Raw genomic sequence first — 20040 nt, forward strand, 5'->3', positions numbered from 1 at the left:
CGTGACGCTCGTTCACTGGATCATCCCGATTCGCCTGGTCGATCTCCTGGAGATCGCCCTGGTGGCCTACGTGCTCTACAAGCTCTACCAGCTCATGCGCGGCACGCTGGCCGTGCAGATCTTTCTGGGCGTCATGGCCATCTACCTGCTGCAGGTGATCGTGACGGCGCTCGACATGACCATGCTGCGCCGCTTTTTCAGCGCGCTCAGCGAGGTGGCCGTGCTGGCGGTGATTATCCTGTTTCAGCCCGAAATTCGGCGGCTGCTCGTCATGGTGGCGCAGACGCCTCTCCTGCGGCGTTTTGTGGCGGCACCGGTCCGGGAAGAGGTGATCAACGAGGTCTGCGCGGCCGTGGCCGAGATGAGCCGATTACGCATCGGGGGGCTGATCGCGTTTGAGCGCTCCACCGGCCTTCGGCATTACATCGAGACGGGTACCATCCTGAATGCCCGGATCTCGCGCGAACTGCTGCTTACGATTTTCTACGACAAAAACCCGCTGCACGATGGGGCCGTCATCATTCGCAACCAGGTGATTGCGGCGGCCCGCTGCATTCTTCCCGTTTCGACGAGCATGAAGTTGAGCCCGCACCTGGGACTGCGGCACCGGGCGGCGGTGGGGCTGACCGAGCAGACCGACGCCTTTGTGGTTGTGGTGTCGGAGGAGACCGGGACGATTTCCGTGGCCCAGCAGGGTGAATTGATCTCCAACCTGACGGCCGCCGAGTTGCGCACGCTGCTGATCGAGGCGCTGGAGGCGCGTCCGGCCGTCGAGGCCGAAGAAGAAACGTCGGTGAACCTGCAGTCATGATCGAGGACGATCCCCTGTACCGACGGCGGCGTCTGCGTCTGGTGGAGGCGCTGCGGGAGAAGGGCATTCAGGACGAGCGCGTACTGGAGGCCATCGCCCGGGTGCCCCGTCATCTGTTCGTGGAACCCGCCCTGCGCGCCCGTGCCTACGACGATGTGGCGTTGCCGATCGGCCTGAAGCAGACCATCTCGCAACCCTTCACCGTAGCCTATCAAACCCAGCTCCTGGAAGTACGGCCGGGCGATCGCGTGCTGGAGATCGGCACGGGCAGCGGCTACCAGGCGGCCATCCTGTGCGCGCTGGGGGCCCGCGTGTTCACGATTGAGCGGCATCGGTCGCTGCTGGAGCGGGCCCTTGCCCGCCTGGAGGCGTTGGGCTACCGGGTGGTGGCCCGCTGTGGCGACGGCTCGCAGGGCTGGCCGGCCTTCGCCCCGTTCGACGGGATCGTGGTGACGGCCGGCGCGACGGAAATCCCGGAGGCTCTGTGCGCGCAGCTCCGGGTGCCCGAGGGCGATCGTCCCGGCGGCCGCCTGGTCATTCCGGTCGGCGGCAGCCACCAGCAACGCATGGTGCGCGTGCGCTGCACCGGACCCGGCACGTACGAGACCGAAACGCTGCACGTCTTCCGGTTCGTGCCGCTCGTGCGCGAGCGCGACGAGGCGCGGCGGCGTCAGTCCTGAAACAGGGGCTTCAGGGCGGCCTGCACCGCCTCGCGGGGAAGTTCATGGCCGGTCCACTGACGGTAGGCGGCCGCCGCCTGTCCGATGAGCATGGTCAGCCCGTCGATCGGGGTGGCACCCCGCGTGGCCGCCTCGCGCAGCAGGCGGGTCCGCACGGGATTGTACACGAGGTCGTAGACGATCTGCTCGGGGCCGAAGTCTTCGGCGTGGGGCCAGGGCGAGGCCGCGACGTGCGGATGCATCCCCACCGGCGTGGCGTTGACGATCAGGCGGGCGCTTCGGATGGCCGGTGCCGCCTGGTCCGGAGCCGCCACCTGCAACGCCCCATGCGTGTCGTACGTGGCAAAGTCGGCGGCCAGCGCTTCGCCCCGTGCGGGCGTGCGCGCAACGATCGTCAGCCGCGTCGGTCGGAATTCCGTGAGCAGTGCATACACCACGGCCCGCGCTGCGCCACCGGCGCCCAGCACCACCATCTCCGCACCCGTCAGGCGATCGGCCAGTGGCTGCAACGGCTCCAGAAAGCCTTCCACGTCCGTGTTGTCGCCGATGAGCGCCACGGCACCCGAGCCGTCCGCGCGGCAGACGATCGTGTTGACGGCGCCGATGGCCTCGGCCCGGGGCGTGCGCCGATCCAGCAGCGGCCGCACGGTTTCTTTGTGCGGGATCGTCACGTTGGCCCCGGCGAAGCCGAGCGCCCGCAGGCCCGCGATCGCTTCGGGCAGAGCGTCTTTAGGGACGCGGCAGGCCAGGTAGACGTAGTCCAGGCCCTGCGTTCGAAATCCCGTGTTATGAATGAGCGGCGAGAAGGAATGCGCCACCGGATCGCCCAGCAGGGCCACAGGGCGTGTGGTTGCCCGGATCGAAACGTCGGTGCCCGGTGCCATCAGAAGCGGAAGCGTCGAACCAGTCCGGCCCCGATAAAATAGGTCTCCCGCTCGTGCAGACCAACCCCGCCGTTCACATCGAACTGAATGTCCGGCGTGAGCAGCAGCGTCAGGCCGCCTTCCAGATAGTGCTGATTGCGGCCCGGCACGAACAGCTGCGCGTAGCCGAAGTACGCGCCCGAAGGCAGCGTCTCCGAGAGCGTGACGTTCAGCGTGGCGGTCATCAGCCCTTCGTCGAAACGCCGACTGTCCACCCAGTAGCTCGTGAACGTGCCGTTGGCCGAAATGCTGAAGCCCGGTAACAGCGGCCAGTCGAGGGCCAGCGTGGCGGTGGGCTGCACCGATGCCGCCCGAAAGACCCGGTCGCCTACGGGCAGGCGCACCTCGAACAGCGCCGCCGCCGAGGGCACGTACAGACCGCTGCGGTCGTGGAGCGCCACTTTGAAGCCCACCGTCGGATCCTGAAAGCCTTTCAGTTCCACGTTGCGCGGGTAGTCTTCGATCCGGTAAGACTGGAGTCCCGCTCGTAGCTCCACGAGGGGATTCAGGCCGTAGCGCAACAGCACCTGGCCGAAGCTATAGCCGTTGAAGCGGGGCGCCCGGTCGTAGGCAAATCCGCCTTCGATCTGGAAGGTCTCGGGTAGCACCACTCCGGTTCCGATTCCAATGCCGGGCCGATCCGCGGTAAGCGGCGGCGTCTGGGCCTGAACCGAGCCAGCAAGGCACAGCAGGGCCGTAATCAGCCCGTATGCACGTAGTCTGAGGTACGGCATGGCTTTACTTCTACGTTGGTTGACGGGTTAGCAGCTCAGGATACGCGTCGTTCCATCTGGCGGCAGGCGATCCAGCCCGTTCCGCCGAAAATCACGGCGTAGAGGACCGGATCGAACGAGCTTCCGACGATCCACTCGAAGAGCAGGTTGGTCACGCCGGCGCCGATGCCGCCGAAAATGAGAAAGACCAGGGTGTAAACCACCCAGTTGCGCAGGAGCTGTCCGAAACCGGCCATGATTTCATCCGGATAGGTTGACCTTGCAGCAAGCATACGTCGAGGCGGACTTTTTTGCAAGCGGGGTCAGAAGCTCTGCGTCAGACCCATGTCCCAGAAGGCGACTTCGAGCCGGGTGGCCTGGCGGAAGGTCTCGACCAGCTCAGGGAAGCGCGCCTCGGTCAGCCGACGGGCCGCCAGGCGGTCCAGTTGCAGGATGGCATTTCGGGCCACCTGCTGGTAGGCCTCACCGGCGTAGGTTTCGATCCAGTCCCGATAGGGATTCTGCGGCAGCGTTTCGGCAAACTGGGCATGCAGGGCCCGGCCGATCTCGGCATAGCCCACGATGCAGGGGGCCAGGGCTACCTGCAGGTCGAGCACATCGCCCGAAAAGCCGCGTTCGAGCACGTAGCGCGTGTAGGCGAGGTTGGCCCGCGCTTCGGGCGCGTCTTCCAGTTCGGCTTCGCTCAGACCCCAGCGGGCGCAGTAGCGCACATGCAGCTTCATCTCGTCGTGCAGCAGCGCCGAGATCGTATCGGCCGCATGGCGCATGTCTTCGAGTGTGTCGGCCTTGACAAGCGCCAGTGCCCAGGCCCGCGCAAAGTGAATAAGAAACCGATAATCCTGAACCAGGTAGTGCCGGAAGGCCGCTTCGGGCAGCGTCCCTTTGCCCAGTTGCTGCACAAAAGGATGTTGCGTGTAGGCCAGCCAGTCTTCGGCCACGGCCTGGCGCAGTCGGGCAAACAGACTCGACGGTGGCGCCAGCGGAAACTCGGGCAGCTTGATTTCGTCGGGCATGGTTTCTCAAAAATGCGGATCTTCTCCGGGTGTTTATACCATCGCGCTGCTGCAGAGGCAACCCTGCGGCTGAAACGAGGCGGTAACATTATGGGAGATATACGATCGACCATTCAGACCACCGAAGCGGTTCGCTGGCTTCGGCCGACTTTTGCGGAAGAGTTCCCCGAGCTGATCGCGGGCTTCAGCCTGCGTCACGGCGGGGTCAGCGCACCGCCGTTCGCCACGCTGAACCTCGGGCTCAGCACAGGCGACCGGCCGGAGCACGTGCTGGAAAATCGCCGACGACTGGCCGAGGCCGTGGGCTTCGACGTGGAGCGGCTGGCGCTGGCCGGCCAGGTGCACGGGGCGAAGGTGCGTGTGGTGGAGGCGCCGGGCCTGTATCCAGGTTACGACGGGCTGGTGACGGCGGCCGCCGATCTGGTGCTGGGTATCACGGCCGCCGATTGTGCCGCCGTGCTGCTGTGCGACCCGCAGCGTCGGGTGCTGGGTGCCTGCCATGCCGGCTGGCGGGGGGTGGTCGGCGGCATCGTGGCGACGACCATCGCGGCCATGCGGGAGCTGGGTGCGCAGCCGGAGGCGCTCCACGTGTACGTGAGCCCCTGTATCGGGCCGGCGCATTTCGAGGTCGGCGAAGAGGTGGCCGCCCGGTTCGAGCCCGAGGTGGTACGCCGGCGGCCGGAGTGGCCCCGCCCGCACGTCGATCTGAAGCAGGCCATCGTGCGGCGGCTGGTGCAGGAAGGCGTTCCGGAGACGCAGATCGAAGTGGCGCCGCACGACACGGCCGCCTGCACGGCCGACTTTTTCTCCTACCGGGCCGAAGGCGGACGGACCGGCCGTATGCTGGGCTTCATCGGACGTCGGGCATAGCGATGCTACGGCGCCTCTTCGAGCGGAGGAATCGCCCGGATGACCACGCGGCGATTGAGTCGGCGGCCTTCGGGCGTGTCGTTCGGGCCGATCGGACGGGTGGGACCGTAAGAAACCACCTCGAAGCGTTCGGGATCGAGACCGTGCGCTTCGATGAAATACCGGGCCACGGCGGCAGCCCGCGCGGCCGCCAGCTCCCAGTTGCTCGGGAAGCGTTCCTTCAGGCGATCGCCGATGGGTACGTTGTCCGTATAGCCTTCGATGCGGAAGCGGTGCTCCGGAAAGCGGGCAAGCCGCTCGGCCAGCGCGTCCAGACGCCGGCGTCCCCGCTCGGTCAGCGTGGCACTGGCGGGTGCGAACAGATCATCGGCCAGCTCGACGGCCACGCGCAGGCCGCCGTCTCGGCAGACGGCCAGCTCGTAGCGCAGCCGGTCCACCGTTTCGCGGAGCGAGCGCATGTCCTGGTCGTAGCGGCCCGAGTCGATGTAGTCGTAGAAGGCGAGCGAGTCGCGCAGTACGGCCAGCGAATCCTGTAGTTGCGCGATATGGGCCGCCTGCTGCTCCACCAGCGCCCGTTGCGTGGCACAACCGCCCACCAGCAGGCCGCAGAGGAGCAGGACGCCGTAGCTACGAGGCTTCATGCGTGCGTCGGGCAATCAGGGTGGCCGAGGATTGATCCGTGGGCATCAAGATAATCTCGGCAACGTTGACATGGGGCGGGCGGGTGGCGCACCAGACCACGGCCTCGGCCACGTCGGCGGGCGTGAGCGGTCGGGTGCCTTCGTAGACGCGGGCGGCCCGCTCGGCGTCGCCGTCGAAGCGCACCAGACTGAATTCCGTCTCGCCCACCATGCCCGGATCGACCGTCGAGACGCGGATCGGCGTGCCGTGCAGATCCAGCTTGAGGCCGCGTGTAATGGCCCCCACGGCATGCTTGGTGGCGCAGTAGACCGTTCCGCCCGGATAGACCTCGTGCCCGGCAATCGATCCGATGTTGATCACGTGCCCGCGTCCGCGCGCCAGCATGCCCGGCACCACGGCCCGCGTGACGTTGAGCAGGCCCTTGACGTTCGTATCGACCATCAGGTCGATGTCTTCGATTTTATTGGCATAGACCGGATCGAGCGCCCGTGCGAGCCCGGCATTGTTGACCAACACCTCGATGGCCTGCCAGTTTTCGGGAAGGTTGTCGATGGCCTGCTGAACGGCCGCCGCATCACGCACGTCCACCGCGAAAATGTGCACGTCGGCGTTGTACGTGCGCCGCAGGTGTTTGGCCAGTTGCTCCAGCCGGTCCAGCCGTCGGGCGCAGAGCAGTAACCGGGCGCCGATCCGCGCAAACGCCTCGGCGCAGGCCGCGCCGAGGCCAGAAGAAGCCCCTGTGATGAAGACAATGCGGTCTCGTAAGTCCATGATACTGTGTGTGCCGGTCTGGTTTTTCCAAAAAGCTAACAAGCCTGAATTTTTCTGCAAGAAAGTCCATGCAAATTTCGTAAATTGGCTACATATGCCGTCAAGCGATCACAGGGCTGCTCGGGTTGTTGTTGCCGCTCGCGGCTTTGGCGCAGACCGTGCAGAGCCCGCTGTTACCCGTGACCGGACAGGCGGTGGCGTGCGTGGACGGGCGGGCCGCCGGCTTTTCCTGCAACAGCGTTACGCTGCTGTCTTTTCTGCCGCTGGCCGCCATCGACGGCGACTTTTCGCAGGATGATACGACGGCGGTCGAAGCCAACGACATCTGGGGCTGGGTGGACCCGGAAACCGACCGCCGTTACGCCCTGGTGGGGTTGAGCAACGGGGTGGCGGTGGTGGAGGTGACCGATCCGGTGCGGCTGCGCCTGGTGGCGTTTCTGCCCGAGCCGTCCCATGACCACGCGCACAAGACCCGACCGGCTCGCACGGCGCACGAAGGCGCCAGCCTCTGGCGCGACATCAAGACCTATGGCCCCTATGCACTCGTGGTGAGCGACAACAACCCGGGCCATGGGCTGCAGGTGTTCGATCTGCGCCAGCTCCGGACGCTTTCGCAGACGCCGGCCCGGCTGGACCGGTGGCGCATTATCACGGCTTCGGTACCGCCCACAACGTGGTGGTGAACGAAGCGACCGGCTTCGCCTAGCAGCACTGCGACTACGGCTATCACGCCGTGGACGTGTAGGATCCGCTGCATCCGCGCTTTGCCGGGTGCTTCAAGTCGTCGCTGGGAGGGCTGGTAGGGCCGGGCTACACGCACGATGCGCAATGCGTGGTGTATCAGGGACCGGATCCCGACTACCAGGGCCGCGAGATCTGCATCGGGGCCGATGAAACGGGCGTGGGCATTCTGGACGTGACGGACAAGGCGAACGTGCGGGAGATTGCGGCCATCCGGTACCCGGACGTTGGCTATGCGCATCAGGGGTGGCTCGACGAAGCCCAGCGCTACTTCTATCTGGGCGATGAGCTGGACGAACTAAGAGGGCTGGTACCCCGAACGCGCACGCTGATCTTCGATCTGGCCGATCTGGACCATCCCCGTCTGGCGGCCGAATACCTGGCCGCCACGTCGGTCATCGACCACAACCTGTTCGTGCGGGGCGATCTGCTCTTCCAGGCCAATTACACCGCCGGACTCCGGGTGCTGGACATCTCGGACCGGGAGCATCCGGTGGAGATCGGATTCTTCGACACGTATCCCTGGGGCGATCCAGTCAAGTTTGCCGGCGCCTGGGGCGTGTACCCATATCTGCCCGACGACGTCGTGCTGGTCAGCAGCATCGGAGAAGGACTGTTCGTGCTCCGGCCGGCGATGACGACCACGGCCTCTGATCTGATCCCCGAGGCGTCACGCGTGGGCCTTTCGGCGCCGACGCCGCATCCGTGGCGGACGACCACGCGGCTCTGGCTCCGAGTGGACCGGCCGCAGCAGGTGCGGGTGCGGTTGCTGGATCTGCTGGGGCGCACGGTGCAGGAGGTGTATCGTGGCGTCGTGGAGCCGACGCAGCCGGTATGGCTTGTACTGCAGGGCGCGCTGGCACCCGGACTGTATCTGATCCGGGCCGAGGGCGAAACATTCACCGACGTGCGTCCGGTGGTGCGGGTGCGCTGAGTCAGCGGGCTACAGAGTGGGGCTGGCGCCGCCGCTCCCACCAGGTCAGGGCGCCGACGAACAGCAGGCCGCCCAGCGCCAGCAACAGCACGCTTCCTACCGGATCGGACCCGTCGGGCAACCGGAGACGGCGCATTTCGTCGATCCAGGGCCAGAGCGCCCGGAGCGAGCCGGCCATCAGACCCACCAGCACGGCCATGGTGGCGTCGTGATGGTGGCGGATCAGGTAGTGCAGCAGGCGCGAAAACAGTCCCAGTCCGGTGGCCGCACCCAGTGCGAAGACCAGCAGGTAGGGCAGGTGGTGTCGGGTGAGCGCCTGCAACGTGGGTTCGTAGAAGCCCAGCACGAGCAGCAGGAAGGCGCCGCTGACGCCGGGCAGAATCATGGCGCAGATGGCCACGGCGGCCGCCCCGAAGACCTGCCAGAGTGCCGGATCGGACACCACGCGGGGCGGAATGCCCACGAGCAGGAAGGCCACCACGGCGCCGCCGAGCGCCAGCAGCCCTTCGCGCAGCGTGCGTTGCTCAAGGCGCAACCAGGGAAGCAGAAGCGATCCGGTGATCAGCCCGAAGAACAACCCCCGCATCTGCACCGGATAGGCGGCCAGCAGGTGCAGAATCAGCCGCGCTGTGCTGAGGATGGCCGTGCCGATGCCCAGCACGAGCGGCACGAGAAACCCCCAGGGAATGCGTCGGAAGAGCTGCCAGGCGTCGGCCAGGCGTCCACGGACGGCCAGCAAGAGCGCCTGAAAGACCTGGTGCACAGCCGCCACGAGCTGCTCATAAATGCCCACCACCAGCGCCATTGTGCCGCCGCTGACGCCGGGGACGACGTCGGCCGCGCCCATCAGCAGCCCGGCCAGAAACGAACGAAGTGCGGTGCGCACGGGCGAACGCATGCGGCCGGACCGGGTTTAGCCGTCCAGACCGAGCTGCCGTCGGATCGAAGCATCCCGGTAGAACTCCGGCAGCTCGTCCTTGGCCGACGGATCCAGCCGGAGCGCCATCTTCAGCGAGCGAATCCCCTCTTCCGAGCGCCCCAGTGCCAGCAGCGCCCGGGCCTGGCGGATGTAAGCGCGGGCGTCCGGGTTGAGCGTCAGCGCCTGGCGATAGGCCTGTAGCGACTCCTCGACGTAGCCGGCTTCGAGGAGCGTCTCGGCGTAGTCGAGCCAGGCATCGCGGTTCTGCGGATCGAGCTCGATCACCCGGTGGTAGGACTGGAGCGCGTCCTGCAGGCGCCGGGCGTTGTATTCACAGTCGGCTTTGGCGTACCAGAACTCGCTGGTCTCCGGCTGCAGCGTGACGGCCCGTTCCATGCAGGCGATGGCCTCCTCGAAGCGCTCCAGCGCATCGTAGCAGCAGCCCAGCCCGTACCAGGCCTCCGCATAGGCCGGGTCTTCTTCCAGAGCAAGCTGGAAGTACCGGATGGCCGTCTCGTACTCCTGCAGCTCTTCGTAGGCCAGCGCGATATTGTAGTAGGTGGCCGGGTCGCCGCCCTCGATTTCCAGAACCTTTTCGTAGCTTTCGATGGCGCCTCGGAGATCTCCGAGATTGGTCAGCGCATTGCCCCGGTTGTACCAGGCCGAGCCGAAGTCCTCCTGAATGGCGATGGCGTAGTCGTACGATTCGACGGCCTCCCGGTAGCGGCCCATGCGGTTGAGCACGATGCCCCGGTTGTACCAGGCATCGGCTGAATAGGGGTCCAGCTCCAGGTGCCGATCGTAACAGGCTAGGCTGCGCTCGTCGTCACCGAGCCGGTCGTAACAGAAGCCCAGTTCGTACCAGACTTCGGGATGATCGGGATTGAGCCGGGCCGCCTCCTCCAGGGCCTGGACCGCCTCTTCCAGGCGATCCATGCGCTCCAGCGTGATGCCCAGATTGTAGTAAATCTCGTCGTTCAGCGGGTCGATCTGCAGGGCCTGCTCGTAGGCCTGAAGCGCCTCCTCGAAGCGGCCCAGATTGTCCAGCGTGATGCCCAAGTTGACGAGCGTCTCCGTATCGGTGGGATTGAGCGAAAGCGCCCGATCGTAGGCCTGCAGCGCTTCTTCATGCCGCCCCAGATGGCTGAGCAGAATTCCCCGGCGCATCCAGGCGTCCGAGGCCGTGGGATGGAGCGCCAGCAGACGGTCGATCACGCCCAGCGCGTCCTCGAAGCGCCCTCGCTCGTAGTAGTAGGTGGCAATCTCTTCCAGTGTATCCGAATCGAAATACGCCGACGAACCCTGCGCTTCGTAGGCCGCCACCAGCTGCTCAATGTGGCTGGGATCCAGCGCGTCGTCGGCGTCATCGAAACCGAATTCAAAGAAGCTCATAGGCGCCAAAGGCTTTGAGAATTCCGGGCTGCCGGCTTGAGATCTCCCGGCCAGGCTATTAAAGCGATCCGCCCGAAAATGTTCGCGCAGGGCAGGTCCTGACTTTCAGTTTAATCGTCATCGAAACAATTTGCAAGAACTTCGCGCCGGGCGGTAGCGGTCTTTAGTATCGTCTGCAATCCTGCAAAAGCTAAGCCGCGCGCCCATGCTGATCAGCTTCGAAGGCATCGACGGGTGCGGCAAAAGCACCCAGGCCCGGCTGCTGGCCCAGCGGCTGGAGACGGCCGGCTACCGGACGTTGCTGGTGCGCGAACCGGGCGGTACCGAACTGTCGGAGCGCATCCGCGGGCTTCTGCTCGACCCGGCGCTGGACATCGACCCTTTCGCCGAACTGCTGTTGTTTTCGGCGGCCCGGCGGCAACTGGTGGTGGAACGGATCCGTCCGGCCCTTCAGGCCGGCTACATCGTGCTGTGCGACCGCTTTTACGACTCGACCACGGCCTATCAAGGCGGCGGCCGCGGTGTGGCGGAACTGGCCTGGCTCCGGAACTTCAATCGGCGGGTAACCGATGGGCTTATCCCCGACCGCACCTACTGGCTGGACGTGCCGCTGGAGGTGGCGCTGGCCCGCCGAAACCAGGAGAGCAACCCGGACCGCATGGAACAGGCAGACCCGGCGTTCTTCGAGCGCGTGCGCGCGGCTTATGCCCAACTGGCCGCCGAGGAACCCGACCGCATCCTGCGATTGGACGCGACGGCCAGCATCGAGACGCTTCATGAAACGATCTGGAACGACGTGCAGCGGCTGCTGCCGCCAACCGGAACACGCCCTCCTGGCGTCGGTTCTTCTACCGACCGTAGCGGTTGAGCTTCAGGAGGACGGATCATGTCTGTTTCCCAACAACAGCTCGAAGAGGTCAAAAACATCTTCCGGGCGTTTCTGAAACAGCGCGGCCAGCGGCAGACGCCGGAGCGCTTTGCCGTGCTCGAGGAGATTTATTCGACGAGTGACCACGTCGATGCCGACGAACTCTACCTGCGGCTCCAGCAGAAGGGCGCGCGGGTGAGCCGGGCCACCGTTTACAACACGCTCGAACTGTTGCTCGAATGCGATCTGGTGGTCAAGCACCAGTTCGGCACCAATCAGGCCAAGTACGAGCGTGCCTACAGCTACTGGCAGCACGACCACCTCATCTGCCTCGACTGTGGCGAGCTGTTCGAATTCTGCGATCCGCGCATTCAGAGCATCCAGGAGATGGTGGCGGAAATCTATCAGTTCGACATCCGCCATCACGCCCTGAACTTCTACGGCCACTGCCGCCGCGAGAACTGCCCGAATCGCCCGGCCGCCGGCCGTGAGGCGCTGGCTACGGCCAGAAAGCCCGAGGCGCGTGCCGGTGCGAAGGAGTCCGCGTAGGCCTCAGAGAAACGCCGTGTTGCGGACGAACTCGCGTAGCTGCCGTCCCTGCGTGTCGTAAAGCGTCACGCGAAACTCCCGCTGTCCCAGCACCTCGGCCAGATCCTGTTCGGCCAGCGTGAACGTAGTGGTCCGCGCATCCAGCTCAAGGAGTCGCCGAACCCCGGACGTCACCTCGATCCGCGTAACGGTGGCCGGCAGGTGCGTCAGCGTGCAGGTGATCTGATGGCCCGTGCGCTGGCAGTTCAATTCCGGGAGTTGGGCGGCCGGCTCGGCCGCTGCCTGCACCGTCGTGCTGTGCAGGCGCCCCCGCACGTCCAGCACCACGAAGTCCGGCGGATCCAGGCTCAGCAGCACCACCGTGCTGATCATACGGCCGGGACGCTTCGGGCGTGCAGGCGGACATCCTGCCGGGGCGGTCGGCCGAACAGCCTCTTGTAGTCCCGGGTGAAGTGGGCCGGATCGTTGTAGCCCACGCGGTAGCCGGCCGAGGAGGCGTCGAGTCCTTCCATGAGCATGAGTCGCCGCGCTTCCTGCAGACGCAATCGCTTCTGAAACTGGAGCGGACTCATGCCGGTGGCCGCCTTGAAGTGCTGGTAGAGGGCCGAGGTGCTGAGGCCCAGCTCCCGTGCCAGTCGCTGGATGTCCAGCGGTCGGTCGAAGCGTTCGCGAATCAGCGCAATGGCCCGGGCCATGCGATGGTACTGGCCGTTGAGCAGCACCAGATGACGCAGCCGTGCGCCCTGTTCGTCCTGCAGCAGTCGGAAGATGATCTCACGCGTGATGAGCGGAAGCAGCACGGGTGCTTCGTCGGGCGTTTCGGCCAGCCGGACCAGGCGCACGACGGCTTCCAGCAGGGGCGGCCGGAGCGGGCTCACGTCGAAGGCCGACACTTCGGGACCTTCCGGCGAGGGCACGTAGCCCGCCTCCATCATGACCGCACTGATCGTGCGGGGATCGAGCGCCAGCCGCAGGCTCAGGTAGGGCGCTTCGGGCGAGGCTTCCACGACGTGGCTGGCCGCCGGTAGCTCCATCGTGGCGATCAGATAGTGATAGGGGTCGTAACGATAGGTCCGGCGGCCCACAATCACTTCCTTGGCGCCCTGAGCGATCACACAGAAGGCCGGTTCCCAGACGCGGTGAAACAGCTCAGTGGGGGCGGAGGCCCGGAAAAAGCTGACGCCCGGAATCGGCTCGCGGCCGCCGTCTTCCGGCACGATCCGGCCGATTCGTTCGACGAGTTCCTCCCGGTAGGCCTGCTCCTGCAGCGCCTCGCGCTCATGCTCCAGCATGGCTGCCTCCGATTGAAATACCCGGTTTCCCCTCTGTACGCACCAACCTGCCTGCGGCTTCCAGCGTGGACAATCGTCCAAGAATCCCGGAGGATCATTCAAATGGATGGAGCAGGTTTTTCTTAAAATGCGGATGAGAAGGCTGAAGCCTCCAAATCCAGTGGTATAGCACTATGCGTGCAACCGTTCTGTATGGACCGAAAGACGTTCGACTGGAGCAGGTGCCCGATCCGAAGATCCTCGAACCGACGGACGCGATCATCCGGGTGCTGGTCGCCTGCATCTGCGGCTCGGACCTCTGGCCTTACCGGGGCTACGATCCTGTCCCCGAAGAAGGGCGGCCCATGGGTCACGAGGCCGTGGGCGTGGTGGAAGCGGTGGGCAAGGAGGTGCGCACGGTGAAGCCGGGCGACGTGGTGCTCATGCCGTTCGTCATTTCGGACGGCTCCTGCGAGTTCTGCCACGAAGGGCTGACCACAGCCTGCGTCCACGTAGGCTTCTTCGGCTATTCGCCGGGGGTGGGCGGGGCGCAGGCCGAGGCGGTGCGCATTCCGCTGGCGGACGGCACGCTCTACAGGGTGCCCGTCTCCGAGGGCGACCGTGAGCTGCTGCCGCACCTGCTCACACTCACCGATGTGATGGGCACCGGCCACCACGCCGCCGTGACGGCGCGGGTGGGGCCGGGCAAGATCGCCGCGGTGATCGGCGACGGCGCCGTGGGACTCTGCGGCGTGCTGGCGGCCCGACGCCTGGGCGCCGAGCGCATCATCCTGCTGGGGCATCATCCCGACCGGCTGGAACTGGGACGGGCCTTCGGGGCCACGGACGTGGTGACCGAGCGTGGCGAGGCGGCCGTCGAACGGGTGCTGGAACTCACCGGCGGTTTCGGAGCGCATTCGGTGCTGGAGTGCGTGGGTACGGAGGAAGCGGTGGAAACGGCCGTACGGATTGCGCGGCCGGGTGGGGCCATCGGACGCGTGGGCGTGCCGCACCACGAAGGCATCCCAGCCGGGGTCACCTTTTTCAAGAACGTGATCGTGGCCGGCGGGCCGGCCCCCACGCGCGCCTACATGCCGGAGCTTGTGCCCGACGTGCTCGAGGGCCGCATCGAGCCGGGCCGGGTCTTCGACGTGACGCTGCCGCTGGACCGAGTGGCCGAGGGCTACCGGGCCATGGACGAACGCCGGGCCGTCAAAGTCATGCTGGAGCCATAACCTGAATGGGCCATGCGAAAAGTAACCCTGAACAACGGGGTCGAAATGCCCCTGTTGGGATTCGGGACGTTCCAGATCACGGACCTCGAAGAATGTGAACGGGCCGTTGCCCATGCCCTGCAGGTGGGCTACCGCCTGATCGACACGGCCGCGGCCTACCAGAACGAAGAAGCGGTGGGCCGGGCGATCCGCAACAGCGGCATCCCACGGGAAGAACTCTTCGTGGTGACCAAGCTCTGGATCCAGGACGCCAGCTACGATCCCGCAAAGGCGGCCTTTTATCGCTCGCTGGAACGCCTCGGGCTGGACTACCTGGATCTCTACCTGATCCACCAGCCCTACGGCGATGTGCACGGTGCCTGGCGGGCCATGGAAGAGCTGTACCGGGAGGGACGGGTGCGGGCCATCGGCGTCAGCAACTTCTACCCGGATCGGCTCATGGACCTGCTCCTCCATCACGAGGTGGTGCCTGCGGTCAACCAGATCGAAACGCACCCCTTTTTCCAGCAGCGGGAAACGCAACGGTTTCTGGAGGAACACGGCGTGCAGCACATGTCCTGGGGACCTTTTGCCGAGGGGCGAAACAACATCTTCCAGAATCCGGTGCTGCAGGCTCTTGCCGAAAAACATCGAAAGACGGTCGCTCAGGTGATCCTGCGCTGGATGCTTCAACGCAACATCGTGGCGATCCCGAAATCGGTCCATCCGGAGCGCATCGAAGAAAACTTTCAGGTGTTCGATTTCGAGCTGACGCCGGCCGATATGGACACGATCGCCACGCTGGACACGGGGGCCAGCCTGTTTCTGGATCATCGCGACCCGGCCACGGTGCAGCGGCTGTGCCAGTACAGGCTCCCGGAATGACGCGTCCCGAAGAAACTTCTGCAAGGAGGCACCCATGAAAAAGCGCAAGCTGGGCAACCTGGAGGTCTCGGCCATCGGGCTGGGCTGCATGAATCTGAATTTCGGGTACGGCCGATCCGTGTCCCGGGAAGAGGCCATCGCCCTGATCCGCAAAGCTGTGGAGCTGGGCGTGACCTTCTTTGACACCGCGGAAGTCTACGGTCCTTTCACCAACGAAGAACTGGTGGGTGAGGCGCTGGCGCCTTTCAGGGGCGAGGTGGTCATTGCCACGAAGTTCGGCTTCCGGTGCGAGGGCGAGCGGACCGTGCCCCCGTTCCCCGTCGACAGTCGTCCCGAGCAGATTCGCAGGGCGGTGGAGGGCTCGCTCAGGCGCCTGCGGGTGGAGGCCATCGATCTGCTTTACCAGCACCGGGTCGATCCGAACGTGCCCATCGAGGACGTGGCGGGCACGGTCAAGGAACTGATTCAGGAAGGCAAGGTGCGGCACTGGGGTCTGTCCGAAGCGGGGCCGGAGACGCTTCGCCGAGCCCATGCCGTCTGTCCGGTCACCGCGGTGCAGTATGAGTATTCGCTCTGGTGGCGTAAGCCGGAGGAGGCAATTCTGCCCATCTGCGAGGAGCTGGGGATCGGCTTTGTGCCCTACAGCCCGCTGGGCAAGGGGTTTCTGACCGGGGCCATCGACGAGCATACTACCTTCGCCCCTTCGGATCTCCGGAGCCGTATTCCACGCTTTACGCCGGAGGCGCGACGGGCCAACATGGCGCTGGTGGAGCTGCTGCGGGCCATTGCCGGGCGGAAGGGCGCCACGCCGGCCCAGATTGCGCTGGCCTGGCTGCTGGCGCAGAAGCCCTGGATCGTGCCCATTCCGGGGACGACCAGGCGCCATCGTTTGCAGGAAAACATCGGAGCGGTCAACGTCGAGCTTACTCCGGAGGACCTGCAGGCCCTGGAGGAAGCGGCCGCCCGGATTCGGATCGTGGGCGAACGGTATCCCGAAGAACTGGAGCGCACGACCTACGTGGAGGCACCCCCGAAGCGTTGAACTGTCGAAAGAAGGGTTCTTATGACAACCCGAGAGCCGTTGAAGCACAGAGCTGGCCGCTGGACGAAGGAAGAGCTGACCCGCATCGCCACGGCCGACGATCTGCATGTGGCGCCGTTTCGGGAAGACGGCGTCACCTACGGCACGCCCACGTGGGTCTGGTGCGTGGTGGTGGGGGAGGCCGTCTATGCCCGGGCCTACCACGGCACCCGCTCCAGCTGGTACCGGGCGGCCGTGCGCCAGGGGGCCGGACGGGTACATGTGGCCGGAATGGTTCGCGAGGTGATCTTCGAGCCTGTGCCGGAAGATGATCCGCTTCAGGCGAAGATCGACGCCGCCTACCGGGAGAAATACCGGAGAAGTCCCTACCTTGAACCCATGGTGAGCCCCCGGGCCCGGGCGGCCACGGTGCGGATCCTTCCGCGTGATGAAGACACCAACCCGACCCTGTCGCAGCCATGAAACGGAACCTGTATGCCGCAAGCCGGCTCTTCGGATGGCCGGTGGTCCTTTTGATGCTCTGGACGAGCGTTGCGCCGGCTCAGGCGCAGCAGGTGCCCGACTACATCGAGCGGCCGGACGATGCCGCCGGGGTGTTCGCCATCTATCCGGGCGACGGCGTGCCGCCGGGCTCGGAAGACTGGACCTGGCACGAGCGCACCGTGCGCTCCGATCGGATTCCCTTTGCCGGACCGAGCGGGCTCGTGCACAACGTCGTGATCCCCACGCTCACGATGTTTCGTCCGGCGCCCGGTACGGCCAACGGCACGGCCGTGATTATCGCACCCGGCGGTGCGTTCTACTTCCTGACGATGGACAAGGAAGGATACGATGTGGCCCGTCTGCTGGCGAAGTGGGGGATCACCGCTTTCGTGTTGCGTTACCGCCTGGCCCGCACGCCGGAAAGCGACGAAGGATTTCTTGCGCACCTGGAAAACTGGATGCGTACGGCTCCGCGCCAGCCGCGCGGGGCCGAGGCGTCCCCGCAGCGCGACCCGGCGCAGGAGGCGGCCAGCGGGCTGGCCGAGGAGGACGGGCGCCAGGCCATCCGCTTCGTGCGCCGGCATGCGGCCGAATGGGGAATCGACCCGCGGAAGATCGGCATCATCGGTTTTTCGGCGGGCGGGCATGTGGCCGTTGCGACGGCGCTGGAATATGACACCGAAAGTCGGCCCGACTTCGTCGCCGCCATCTATCCGGTCTACCGCATGGCGCCGGTGCCGTCGGATGCCCCGCCGCTCTTTCTGGCCACGGCCGACGACGACGTTCTGGTCGGACCCATCTCGGTGGCGCGTCTTTATGAGGCCTGGCATCGGGCGGGCCGACCCGTCGAGCTGCACATCTTCGCCGCCGGCAATCACGGATTCGGAACGCTTCGTCAGAACCTGCCTCCGGATGCGTGGCCTGAACTGTTTCGCAACTGGCTCCGCTATCTGAACTTTCTGCCCGCGACCGAGACGGGCGCTACACCCAAACCTTCCACCCGAAACCAGACCGGACAGGCCATGACACCGCAGATCGAAATCCGCCGTAGCGGTACGCACCCGACGAGCACGGGCGCGCCGGAGTACTTCACCGGAACGGTCCAGGTGGAGTACCTGCAGCAGGCCCCCGCGCCGGCGCGCGTCAGCATCGGCCGCGTAACATTCGAGCCGGGTGCCCGCACGGCCTGGCACACGCATCCGCTGGGCCAGACGCTCATCGTTACCGAAGGCGTCGGGCGCGTGCAGGCGTGGGGCGGGCCCATCCAGGAGATCCGGCCAGGCGATGTGGTCTGGATTCCGCCGGGCGTCAAGCACTGGCACGGCGCGGCGCCCGATGCGCGCATGACGCACCTGGCCATTCAGGAGGCGCTGGACGACAAGGCCGTGGAATGGATGGAGCACGTGACGGACGCCCAGTACCGGGGCGAGCAGTAGCGTCATGGCGGCCGAGCGCTTTCGCGTGCTGATCACCGGCTCCTCGGACGGCCTCGGGCGACTGGCCGCACAGCGGCTGGTGGCGCTCGGGCATCGCGTGGTGCTCCATGCGCGCAACGCGCAGCGTGCCCGCGACGCACAGGCGGCCGTCCCGGAAGCCGAAGGCGTGCTCGTGGGCGATCTGTCCCGCCTTGAAGCGGTGAAGCAACTGGCCGAGGCGGCGAATGCGACCGGGCCGTTCGATGCAGTCATTCACAATGCGGGCGTGTATCGGGCGCCCGGCGACGAAATACTGAACGTCAACACCCTGGCGCCCTACCTGCTGACCTGCCTGATCCGAAAGCCCCGGCGGCTCATCTACCTGAGTTCAGGCCTGCACCGCGGGGCACGTCCTGATCTGAAAAAGCTGGTCGCCGGGAGCATCGGCTACGCCGAGTCCAAATTCTACGTGGTGCTCCTGGCGAAGGCCGTTGCCCGTCGGTGGCCGGACGTGTATGCCAATGCCGTCGATCCCGGCTGGGTCCCGACGAAGATGGGCGGGCCTGAAGCATCGGACAGTCTGGAGGAAGGGGTGGCCACGCAGGTCTGGCTGGCCGTGAGCGACGATCCGCGGGCAAAGGTCAGCGGCCGTTACTTCTACCACATGCGCGAGGTGCCCTGTCACCCGCTGGCCGACGAGGTGGCCCTGCAGGAGGCCTTTCTGGAAACCTGCGCGCAGTGTACCGGCGTCCGCTTCCCGTCCGATCCGGCCTGAACCGGACCGGCGCGAATCTATCCGCCTCATTTTTTGGAATATCGTACAAAAACAACAGAAGATTGTCCTATCCTTTCCCGGCATGGTTTGCGTAAACTCACGGCGCGTTGTCGAAAACACATGCCGGGAGTATGCGGGGCCGTTGCGGGTTGCTTCTCGTAGCATGGCGGCTGCTGGTGCTTGTCGGACTGATCGGGCTGGTGGAGCCGCACGGCGTCCGGGCGCAGGGCTTGCCGGTGAGGGGGAGTGTAGGCATAACGAATAAAGGGATCTCGTTTGTCCCGGCGTTTTCACTGGGGAAACCGGCCATCGCATTCAGCAATGCCATCGGCCGGCGACTGCGGTTTGAGCCTGAGCTGCGCTTTGCACTGGAAGACGGTCGGCCCTGGTCGTTTATTTTCTGGTGGCGGTACGATCTGCGCTCCGATGAAAAATGGCATCTGCGGGTGGGGGCCCATCCGGCACTGTCTTTCACGACCCGGACGGTTGAGGGTGAAGCACTGATCGTGGCCCGGCGGTTTCTGGCCGGCGAAGTGGCTGTCCGGTATCGTCTGACGCCACAAGTTTTGGCCGGTGTGTACTACCTTTACGCGCATGGTCTGGAGCCCTCGGTGCACCGCCACGGCCATTTTCTTTCCGTACAACCCGGCCTGACATTTTCCGTTCATCCGGGCTGGGTGCTCGGCCTTTATCCTCAGGTGTACTACCTGCGTCTGGATGAGCGCCAGGGCTTCTATGCGGCCACGAGTCTGACGCTGAGCCTGCCCCGAACGCCTTTCTCGCTGAGCGTGCTTGTCAACAAAATCCTGCACACCCGTATTACCGGCGAAGACTGGCTCTGGAACGTCAGCCTGATCTATCGCTATCGGATGTAATCCCGGCCGGCGGCACCGTTTTTGGTAGAAACGGCGCAGGAAAAGGCGAGAAAGTTCGCTTTTTCTCCTTTGACTTCTTGCCACAAAAGCCGTTTCTTTACACCGGTGTACAGGAGTGGCTGGAGGTTTATGGTTCGTTTCGAGTTAGTCGGGTTGCTGTTGGCATGCCTGGGGGCCTGGGCGTTTCCCGGAGCGGTGGAGCTGGCCTTCTTCAGGGTGGCGACCGAGGGGAA

25 protein-coding genes (1 of these 25 only partly in view) are annotated in these 20040 nt (G+C 65.5%); 15 read left to right on the forward strand and 10 right to left on the reverse strand.

What is annotated here, in order from left to right; genetic code table 11:
• Position 1 precedes the first annotated feature (1 nt).
• Positions 2–811 (forward strand): diadenylate cyclase CdaA, encoded by an 810-nt coding sequence (cdaA, locus tag GYH26_RS00715; RefSeq protein WP_161540075.1) that lies wholly within the window; start codon positions 2–4, stop codon positions 809–811.
• The gene (locus GYH26_RS00720) at positions 808–1491 is read left to right on the forward strand and encodes a protein-L-isoaspartate(D-aspartate) O-methyltransferase (RefSeq protein WP_014065868.1); all 684 of its coding nucleotides are present in this window, start codon (positions 808–810) and stop codon (positions 1489–1491) included. The genes cdaA and GYH26_RS00720 overlap by 4 nt, the downstream gene beginning before the upstream one ends.
• Here GYH26_RS00720 and GYH26_RS00725 read toward each other — a convergent pair.
• The 4 genes from GYH26_RS00725 to tenA form a co-directional block, all read right to left on the reverse strand.
• Positions 1482–2375 (reverse strand): shikimate dehydrogenase, encoded by an 894-nt coding sequence (locus GYH26_RS00725; protein WP_161540076.1) that lies wholly within the window; start codon positions 2373–2375, stop codon positions 1482–1484. The genes GYH26_RS00720 and GYH26_RS00725 overlap by 10 nt on opposite strands.
• The gene (locus GYH26_RS00730) at positions 2375–3148 is read right to left on the reverse strand and encodes a transporter (protein ID WP_014065870.1); all 774 of its coding nucleotides are present in this window, start codon (positions 3146–3148) and stop codon (positions 2375–2377) included. Before GYH26_RS00730 ends, GYH26_RS00725 begins: the two co-directional genes overlap by 1 nt.
• A 35-nt stretch (positions 3149–3183) precedes the next feature.
• Complete coding sequence (locus tag GYH26_RS00735; protein WP_014065871.1) at positions 3184–3384, reverse strand: hypothetical protein; 201 nt, start codon at positions 3382–3384, stop codon at positions 3184–3186.
• Between the two features lie 66 nt (positions 3385–3450).
• Positions 3451–4161, reverse strand: coding sequence for a thiaminase II (gene tenA / locus GYH26_RS00740; protein ID WP_161540077.1), 711 nt, complete (start codon positions 4159–4161; stop codon positions 3451–3453).
• Between the two features lie 90 nt (positions 4162–4251).
• On the opposite strand from tenA, the gene pgeF reads away from it, so the two are divergent.
• On the forward strand, positions 4252–5031 hold the full coding sequence (gene pgeF, locus GYH26_RS00745) for a peptidoglycan editing factor PgeF (RefSeq protein WP_161540078.1): 780 nt from the start codon (positions 4252–4254) through the stop codon (positions 5029–5031).
• Between the two features lie 5 nt (positions 5032–5036).
• On the opposite strand, the gene GYH26_RS00750 is transcribed toward pgeF, so the two are convergent.
• Complete coding sequence (locus tag GYH26_RS00750; RefSeq protein WP_161540079.1) at positions 5037–5672, reverse strand: OmpA/MotB family protein; 636 nt, start codon at positions 5670–5672, stop codon at positions 5037–5039.
• On the reverse strand, positions 5659–6444 hold the full coding sequence (locus GYH26_RS00755) for an SDR family oxidoreductase (protein ID WP_174238456.1): 786 nt from the start codon (positions 6442–6444) through the stop codon (positions 5659–5661). The genes GYH26_RS00750 and GYH26_RS00755 overlap by 14 nt, the downstream gene beginning before the upstream one ends.
• Positions 6445–6602: 158 nt before the next feature.
• On the opposite strand from GYH26_RS00755, the gene GYH26_RS15320 reads away from it, so the two are divergent.
• Both GYH26_RS15320 and GYH26_RS15325 read left to right on the forward strand, forming a co-directional pair.
• Complete coding sequence (locus GYH26_RS15320) at positions 6603–7127, forward strand: choice-of-anchor B family protein (protein WP_262886185.1); 525 nt, start codon at positions 6603–6605, stop codon at positions 7125–7127.
• Between the two features lie 152 nt (positions 7128–7279).
• A complete protein-coding gene (locus tag GYH26_RS15325; RefSeq protein WP_262886230.1) occupies positions 7280–8119 on the forward strand; it encodes a choice-of-anchor B family protein in 840 nt (279 codons plus the stop codon).
• A 1-nt stretch (position 8120) separates the two neighbouring features.
• Here GYH26_RS15325 and GYH26_RS00765 read toward each other — a convergent pair whose 3' ends face one another.
• Together GYH26_RS00765 and GYH26_RS00770 are read right to left on the reverse strand one after the other, a co-directional pair.
• Complete coding sequence (locus tag GYH26_RS00765; protein ID WP_161540080.1) at positions 8121–9017, reverse strand: DUF368 domain-containing protein; 897 nt, start codon at positions 9015–9017, stop codon at positions 8121–8123.
• Positions 9018–9032: 15 nt separating this feature from the next.
• The gene (locus GYH26_RS00770; protein ID WP_161540081.1) at positions 9033–10430 is read right to left on the reverse strand and encodes a tetratricopeptide repeat protein; all 1398 of its coding nucleotides are present in this window, start codon (positions 10428–10430) and stop codon (positions 9033–9035) included.
• A 205-nt stretch (positions 10431–10635) separates the two neighbouring features.
• Between GYH26_RS00770 and tmk the strand changes: the two genes are divergently transcribed.
• Together tmk and GYH26_RS00780 are read left to right on the forward strand one after the other, a co-directional pair.
• Positions 10636–11298 (forward strand): dTMP kinase, encoded by a 663-nt coding sequence (gene tmk, locus GYH26_RS00775; RefSeq protein WP_161540082.1) that lies wholly within the window; start codon positions 10636–10638, stop codon positions 11296–11298.
• A gap of 18 nt (positions 11299–11316) precedes the next feature.
• On the forward strand, positions 11317–11847 hold the full coding sequence (locus GYH26_RS00780) for a Fur family transcriptional regulator (RefSeq protein WP_161540083.1): 531 nt from the start codon (positions 11317–11319) through the stop codon (positions 11845–11847).
• Positions 11848–11850: 3 nt separating this feature from the next.
• On the opposite strand, the gene GYH26_RS00785 is transcribed toward GYH26_RS00780, so the two are convergent.
• Complete coding sequence (locus GYH26_RS00785) at positions 11851–12219, reverse strand: hypothetical protein (protein ID WP_161540084.1); 369 nt, start codon at positions 12217–12219, stop codon at positions 11851–11853.
• Positions 12216–13139 carry an AraC family transcriptional regulator gene (locus GYH26_RS00790; protein WP_161540085.1) on the reverse strand — a complete coding sequence of 308 codons (924 nt, stop codon included), beginning with the start codon at positions 13137–13139 and terminating at the stop codon, positions 12216–12218. Before GYH26_RS00790 ends, GYH26_RS00785 begins: the two co-directional genes overlap by 4 nt.
• A 173-nt stretch (positions 13140–13312) precedes the next feature.
• On the opposite strand from GYH26_RS00790, the gene GYH26_RS00795 reads away from it, so the two are divergent.
• The 8 genes from GYH26_RS00795 to GYH26_RS00830 form a co-directional block, all read left to right on the forward strand.
• A complete protein-coding gene (locus tag GYH26_RS00795; protein WP_161540086.1) occupies positions 13313–14353 on the forward strand; it encodes a zinc-dependent alcohol dehydrogenase family protein in 1041 nt (346 codons plus the stop codon).
• Between the two features lie 12 nt (positions 14354–14365).
• Positions 14366–15217, forward strand: a complete 852-nt coding sequence (locus GYH26_RS00800; protein WP_161540087.1) for an aldo/keto reductase — start codon at positions 14366–14368, stop codon at positions 15215–15217.
• Positions 15218–15251: 34 nt separating this feature from the next.
• Positions 15252–16259, forward strand: a complete 1008-nt coding sequence (locus GYH26_RS00805; protein WP_161540088.1) for an aldo/keto reductase — start codon at positions 15252–15254, stop codon at positions 16257–16259.
• A gap of 21 nt (positions 16260–16280) precedes the next feature.
• Positions 16281–16721, forward strand: a complete 441-nt coding sequence (locus GYH26_RS00810; protein ID WP_012842688.1) for a DUF2255 family protein — start codon at positions 16281–16283, stop codon at positions 16719–16721.
• On the forward strand, positions 16718–18178 hold the full coding sequence (locus GYH26_RS15715) for a (R)-mandelonitrile lyase (RefSeq protein WP_161540089.1): 1461 nt from the start codon (positions 16718–16720) through the stop codon (positions 18176–18178). The genes GYH26_RS00810 and GYH26_RS15715 overlap by 4 nt, the downstream gene beginning before the upstream one ends.
• A gap of 4 nt (positions 18179–18182) precedes the next feature.
• A complete protein-coding gene (locus GYH26_RS00820) occupies positions 18183–18932 on the forward strand; it encodes an SDR family NAD(P)-dependent oxidoreductase (protein WP_161540090.1) in 750 nt (249 codons plus the stop codon).
• A gap of 149 nt (positions 18933–19081) precedes the next feature.
• Positions 19082–19807 (forward strand): hypothetical protein, encoded by a 726-nt coding sequence (locus GYH26_RS00825; RefSeq protein WP_161540091.1) that lies wholly within the window; start codon positions 19082–19084, stop codon positions 19805–19807.
• A 129-nt stretch (positions 19808–19936) separates the two neighbouring features.
• Positions 19937–20040, forward strand: partial view of a hypothetical protein gene (locus tag GYH26_RS00830; RefSeq protein WP_161540092.1) — the 5' portion only. It continues 307 nt past the right edge of the window; the window shows 104 of its 411 coding nt (coding positions 1–104); its start codon is at positions 19937–19939; the stop codon falls past the right edge of the window.

Origin of the sequence: Rhodothermus marinus, assembly GCF_009936275.1 — a bacterium.
GTDB lineage: Bacteria > Bacteroidota > Rhodothermia > Rhodothermales > Rhodothermaceae > Rhodothermus > Rhodothermus marinus_A.

Excerpts from the sequence above, each read along its gene's own strand:
- GYH26_RS00720 (WP_014065868.1), top strand. The coding sequence starts at position 808 with ATGATCGAGGACGATCCCCTGTACCGACGGCGGCGTCTGCGTCTGGTG.
- GYH26_RS00725 (WP_161540076.1), bottom strand. The coding sequence starts at position 2,375 with ATGGCACCGGGCACCGACGTTTCGATCCGGGCAACCACACGCCCTGTG.
- GYH26_RS00730 (WP_014065870.1), bottom strand. The coding sequence starts at position 3,148 with ATGCCGTACCTCAGACTACGTGCATACGGGCTGATTACGGCCCTGCTG.
- GYH26_RS00735 (WP_014065871.1), bottom strand. The coding sequence starts at position 3,384 with ATGGCCGGTTTCGGACAGCTCCTGCGCAACTGGGTGGTTTACACCCTG.
- tenA (WP_161540077.1), bottom strand. The coding sequence starts at position 4,161 with ATGCCCGACGAAATCAAGCTGCCCGAGTTTCCGCTGGCGCCACCGTCG.
- pgeF (WP_161540078.1), top strand. The coding sequence starts at position 4,252 with ATGGGAGATATACGATCGACCATTCAGACCACCGAAGCGGTTCGCTGG.
- GYH26_RS00750 (WP_161540079.1), bottom strand. The coding sequence starts at position 5,672 with ATGAAGCCTCGTAGCTACGGCGTCCTGCTCCTCTGCGGCCTGCTGGTG.
- GYH26_RS00755 (WP_174238456.1), bottom strand. The coding sequence starts at position 6,444 with ATGGACTTACGAGACCGCATTGTCTTCATCACAGGGGCTTCTTCTGGC.
- GYH26_RS00765 (WP_161540080.1), bottom strand. The coding sequence starts at position 9,017 with ATGCGTTCGCCCGTGCGCACCGCACTTCGTTCGTTTCTGGCCGGGCTG.
- GYH26_RS00770 (WP_161540081.1), bottom strand. The coding sequence starts at position 10,430 with ATGAGCTTCTTTGAATTCGGTTTCGATGACGCCGACGACGCGCTGGAT.
- tmk (WP_161540082.1), top strand. The coding sequence starts at position 10,636 with ATGCTGATCAGCTTCGAAGGCATCGACGGGTGCGGCAAAAGCACCCAG.
- GYH26_RS00780 (WP_161540083.1), top strand. The coding sequence starts at position 11,317 with ATGTCTGTTTCCCAACAACAGCTCGAAGAGGTCAAAAACATCTTCCGG.
- GYH26_RS00785 (WP_161540084.1), bottom strand. The coding sequence starts at position 12,219 with ATGATCAGCACGGTGGTGCTGCTGAGCCTGGATCCGCCGGACTTCGTG.
- GYH26_RS00790 (WP_161540085.1), bottom strand. The coding sequence starts at position 13,139 with ATGCTGGAGCATGAGCGCGAGGCGCTGCAGGAGCAGGCCTACCGGGAG.
- GYH26_RS00795 (WP_161540086.1), top strand. The coding sequence starts at position 13,313 with ATGCGTGCAACCGTTCTGTATGGACCGAAAGACGTTCGACTGGAGCAG.
- GYH26_RS00800 (WP_161540087.1), top strand. The coding sequence starts at position 14,366 with ATGCGAAAAGTAACCCTGAACAACGGGGTCGAAATGCCCCTGTTGGGA.
- GYH26_RS00805 (WP_161540088.1), top strand. The coding sequence starts at position 15,252 with ATGAAAAAGCGCAAGCTGGGCAACCTGGAGGTCTCGGCCATCGGGCTG.
- GYH26_RS00810 (WP_012842688.1), top strand. The coding sequence starts at position 16,281 with ATGACAACCCGAGAGCCGTTGAAGCACAGAGCTGGCCGCTGGACGAAG.
- GYH26_RS15715 (WP_161540089.1), top strand. The coding sequence starts at position 16,718 with ATGAAACGGAACCTGTATGCCGCAAGCCGGCTCTTCGGATGGCCGGTG.
- GYH26_RS00820 (WP_161540090.1), top strand. The coding sequence starts at position 18,183 with ATGGCGGCCGAGCGCTTTCGCGTGCTGATCACCGGCTCCTCGGACGGC.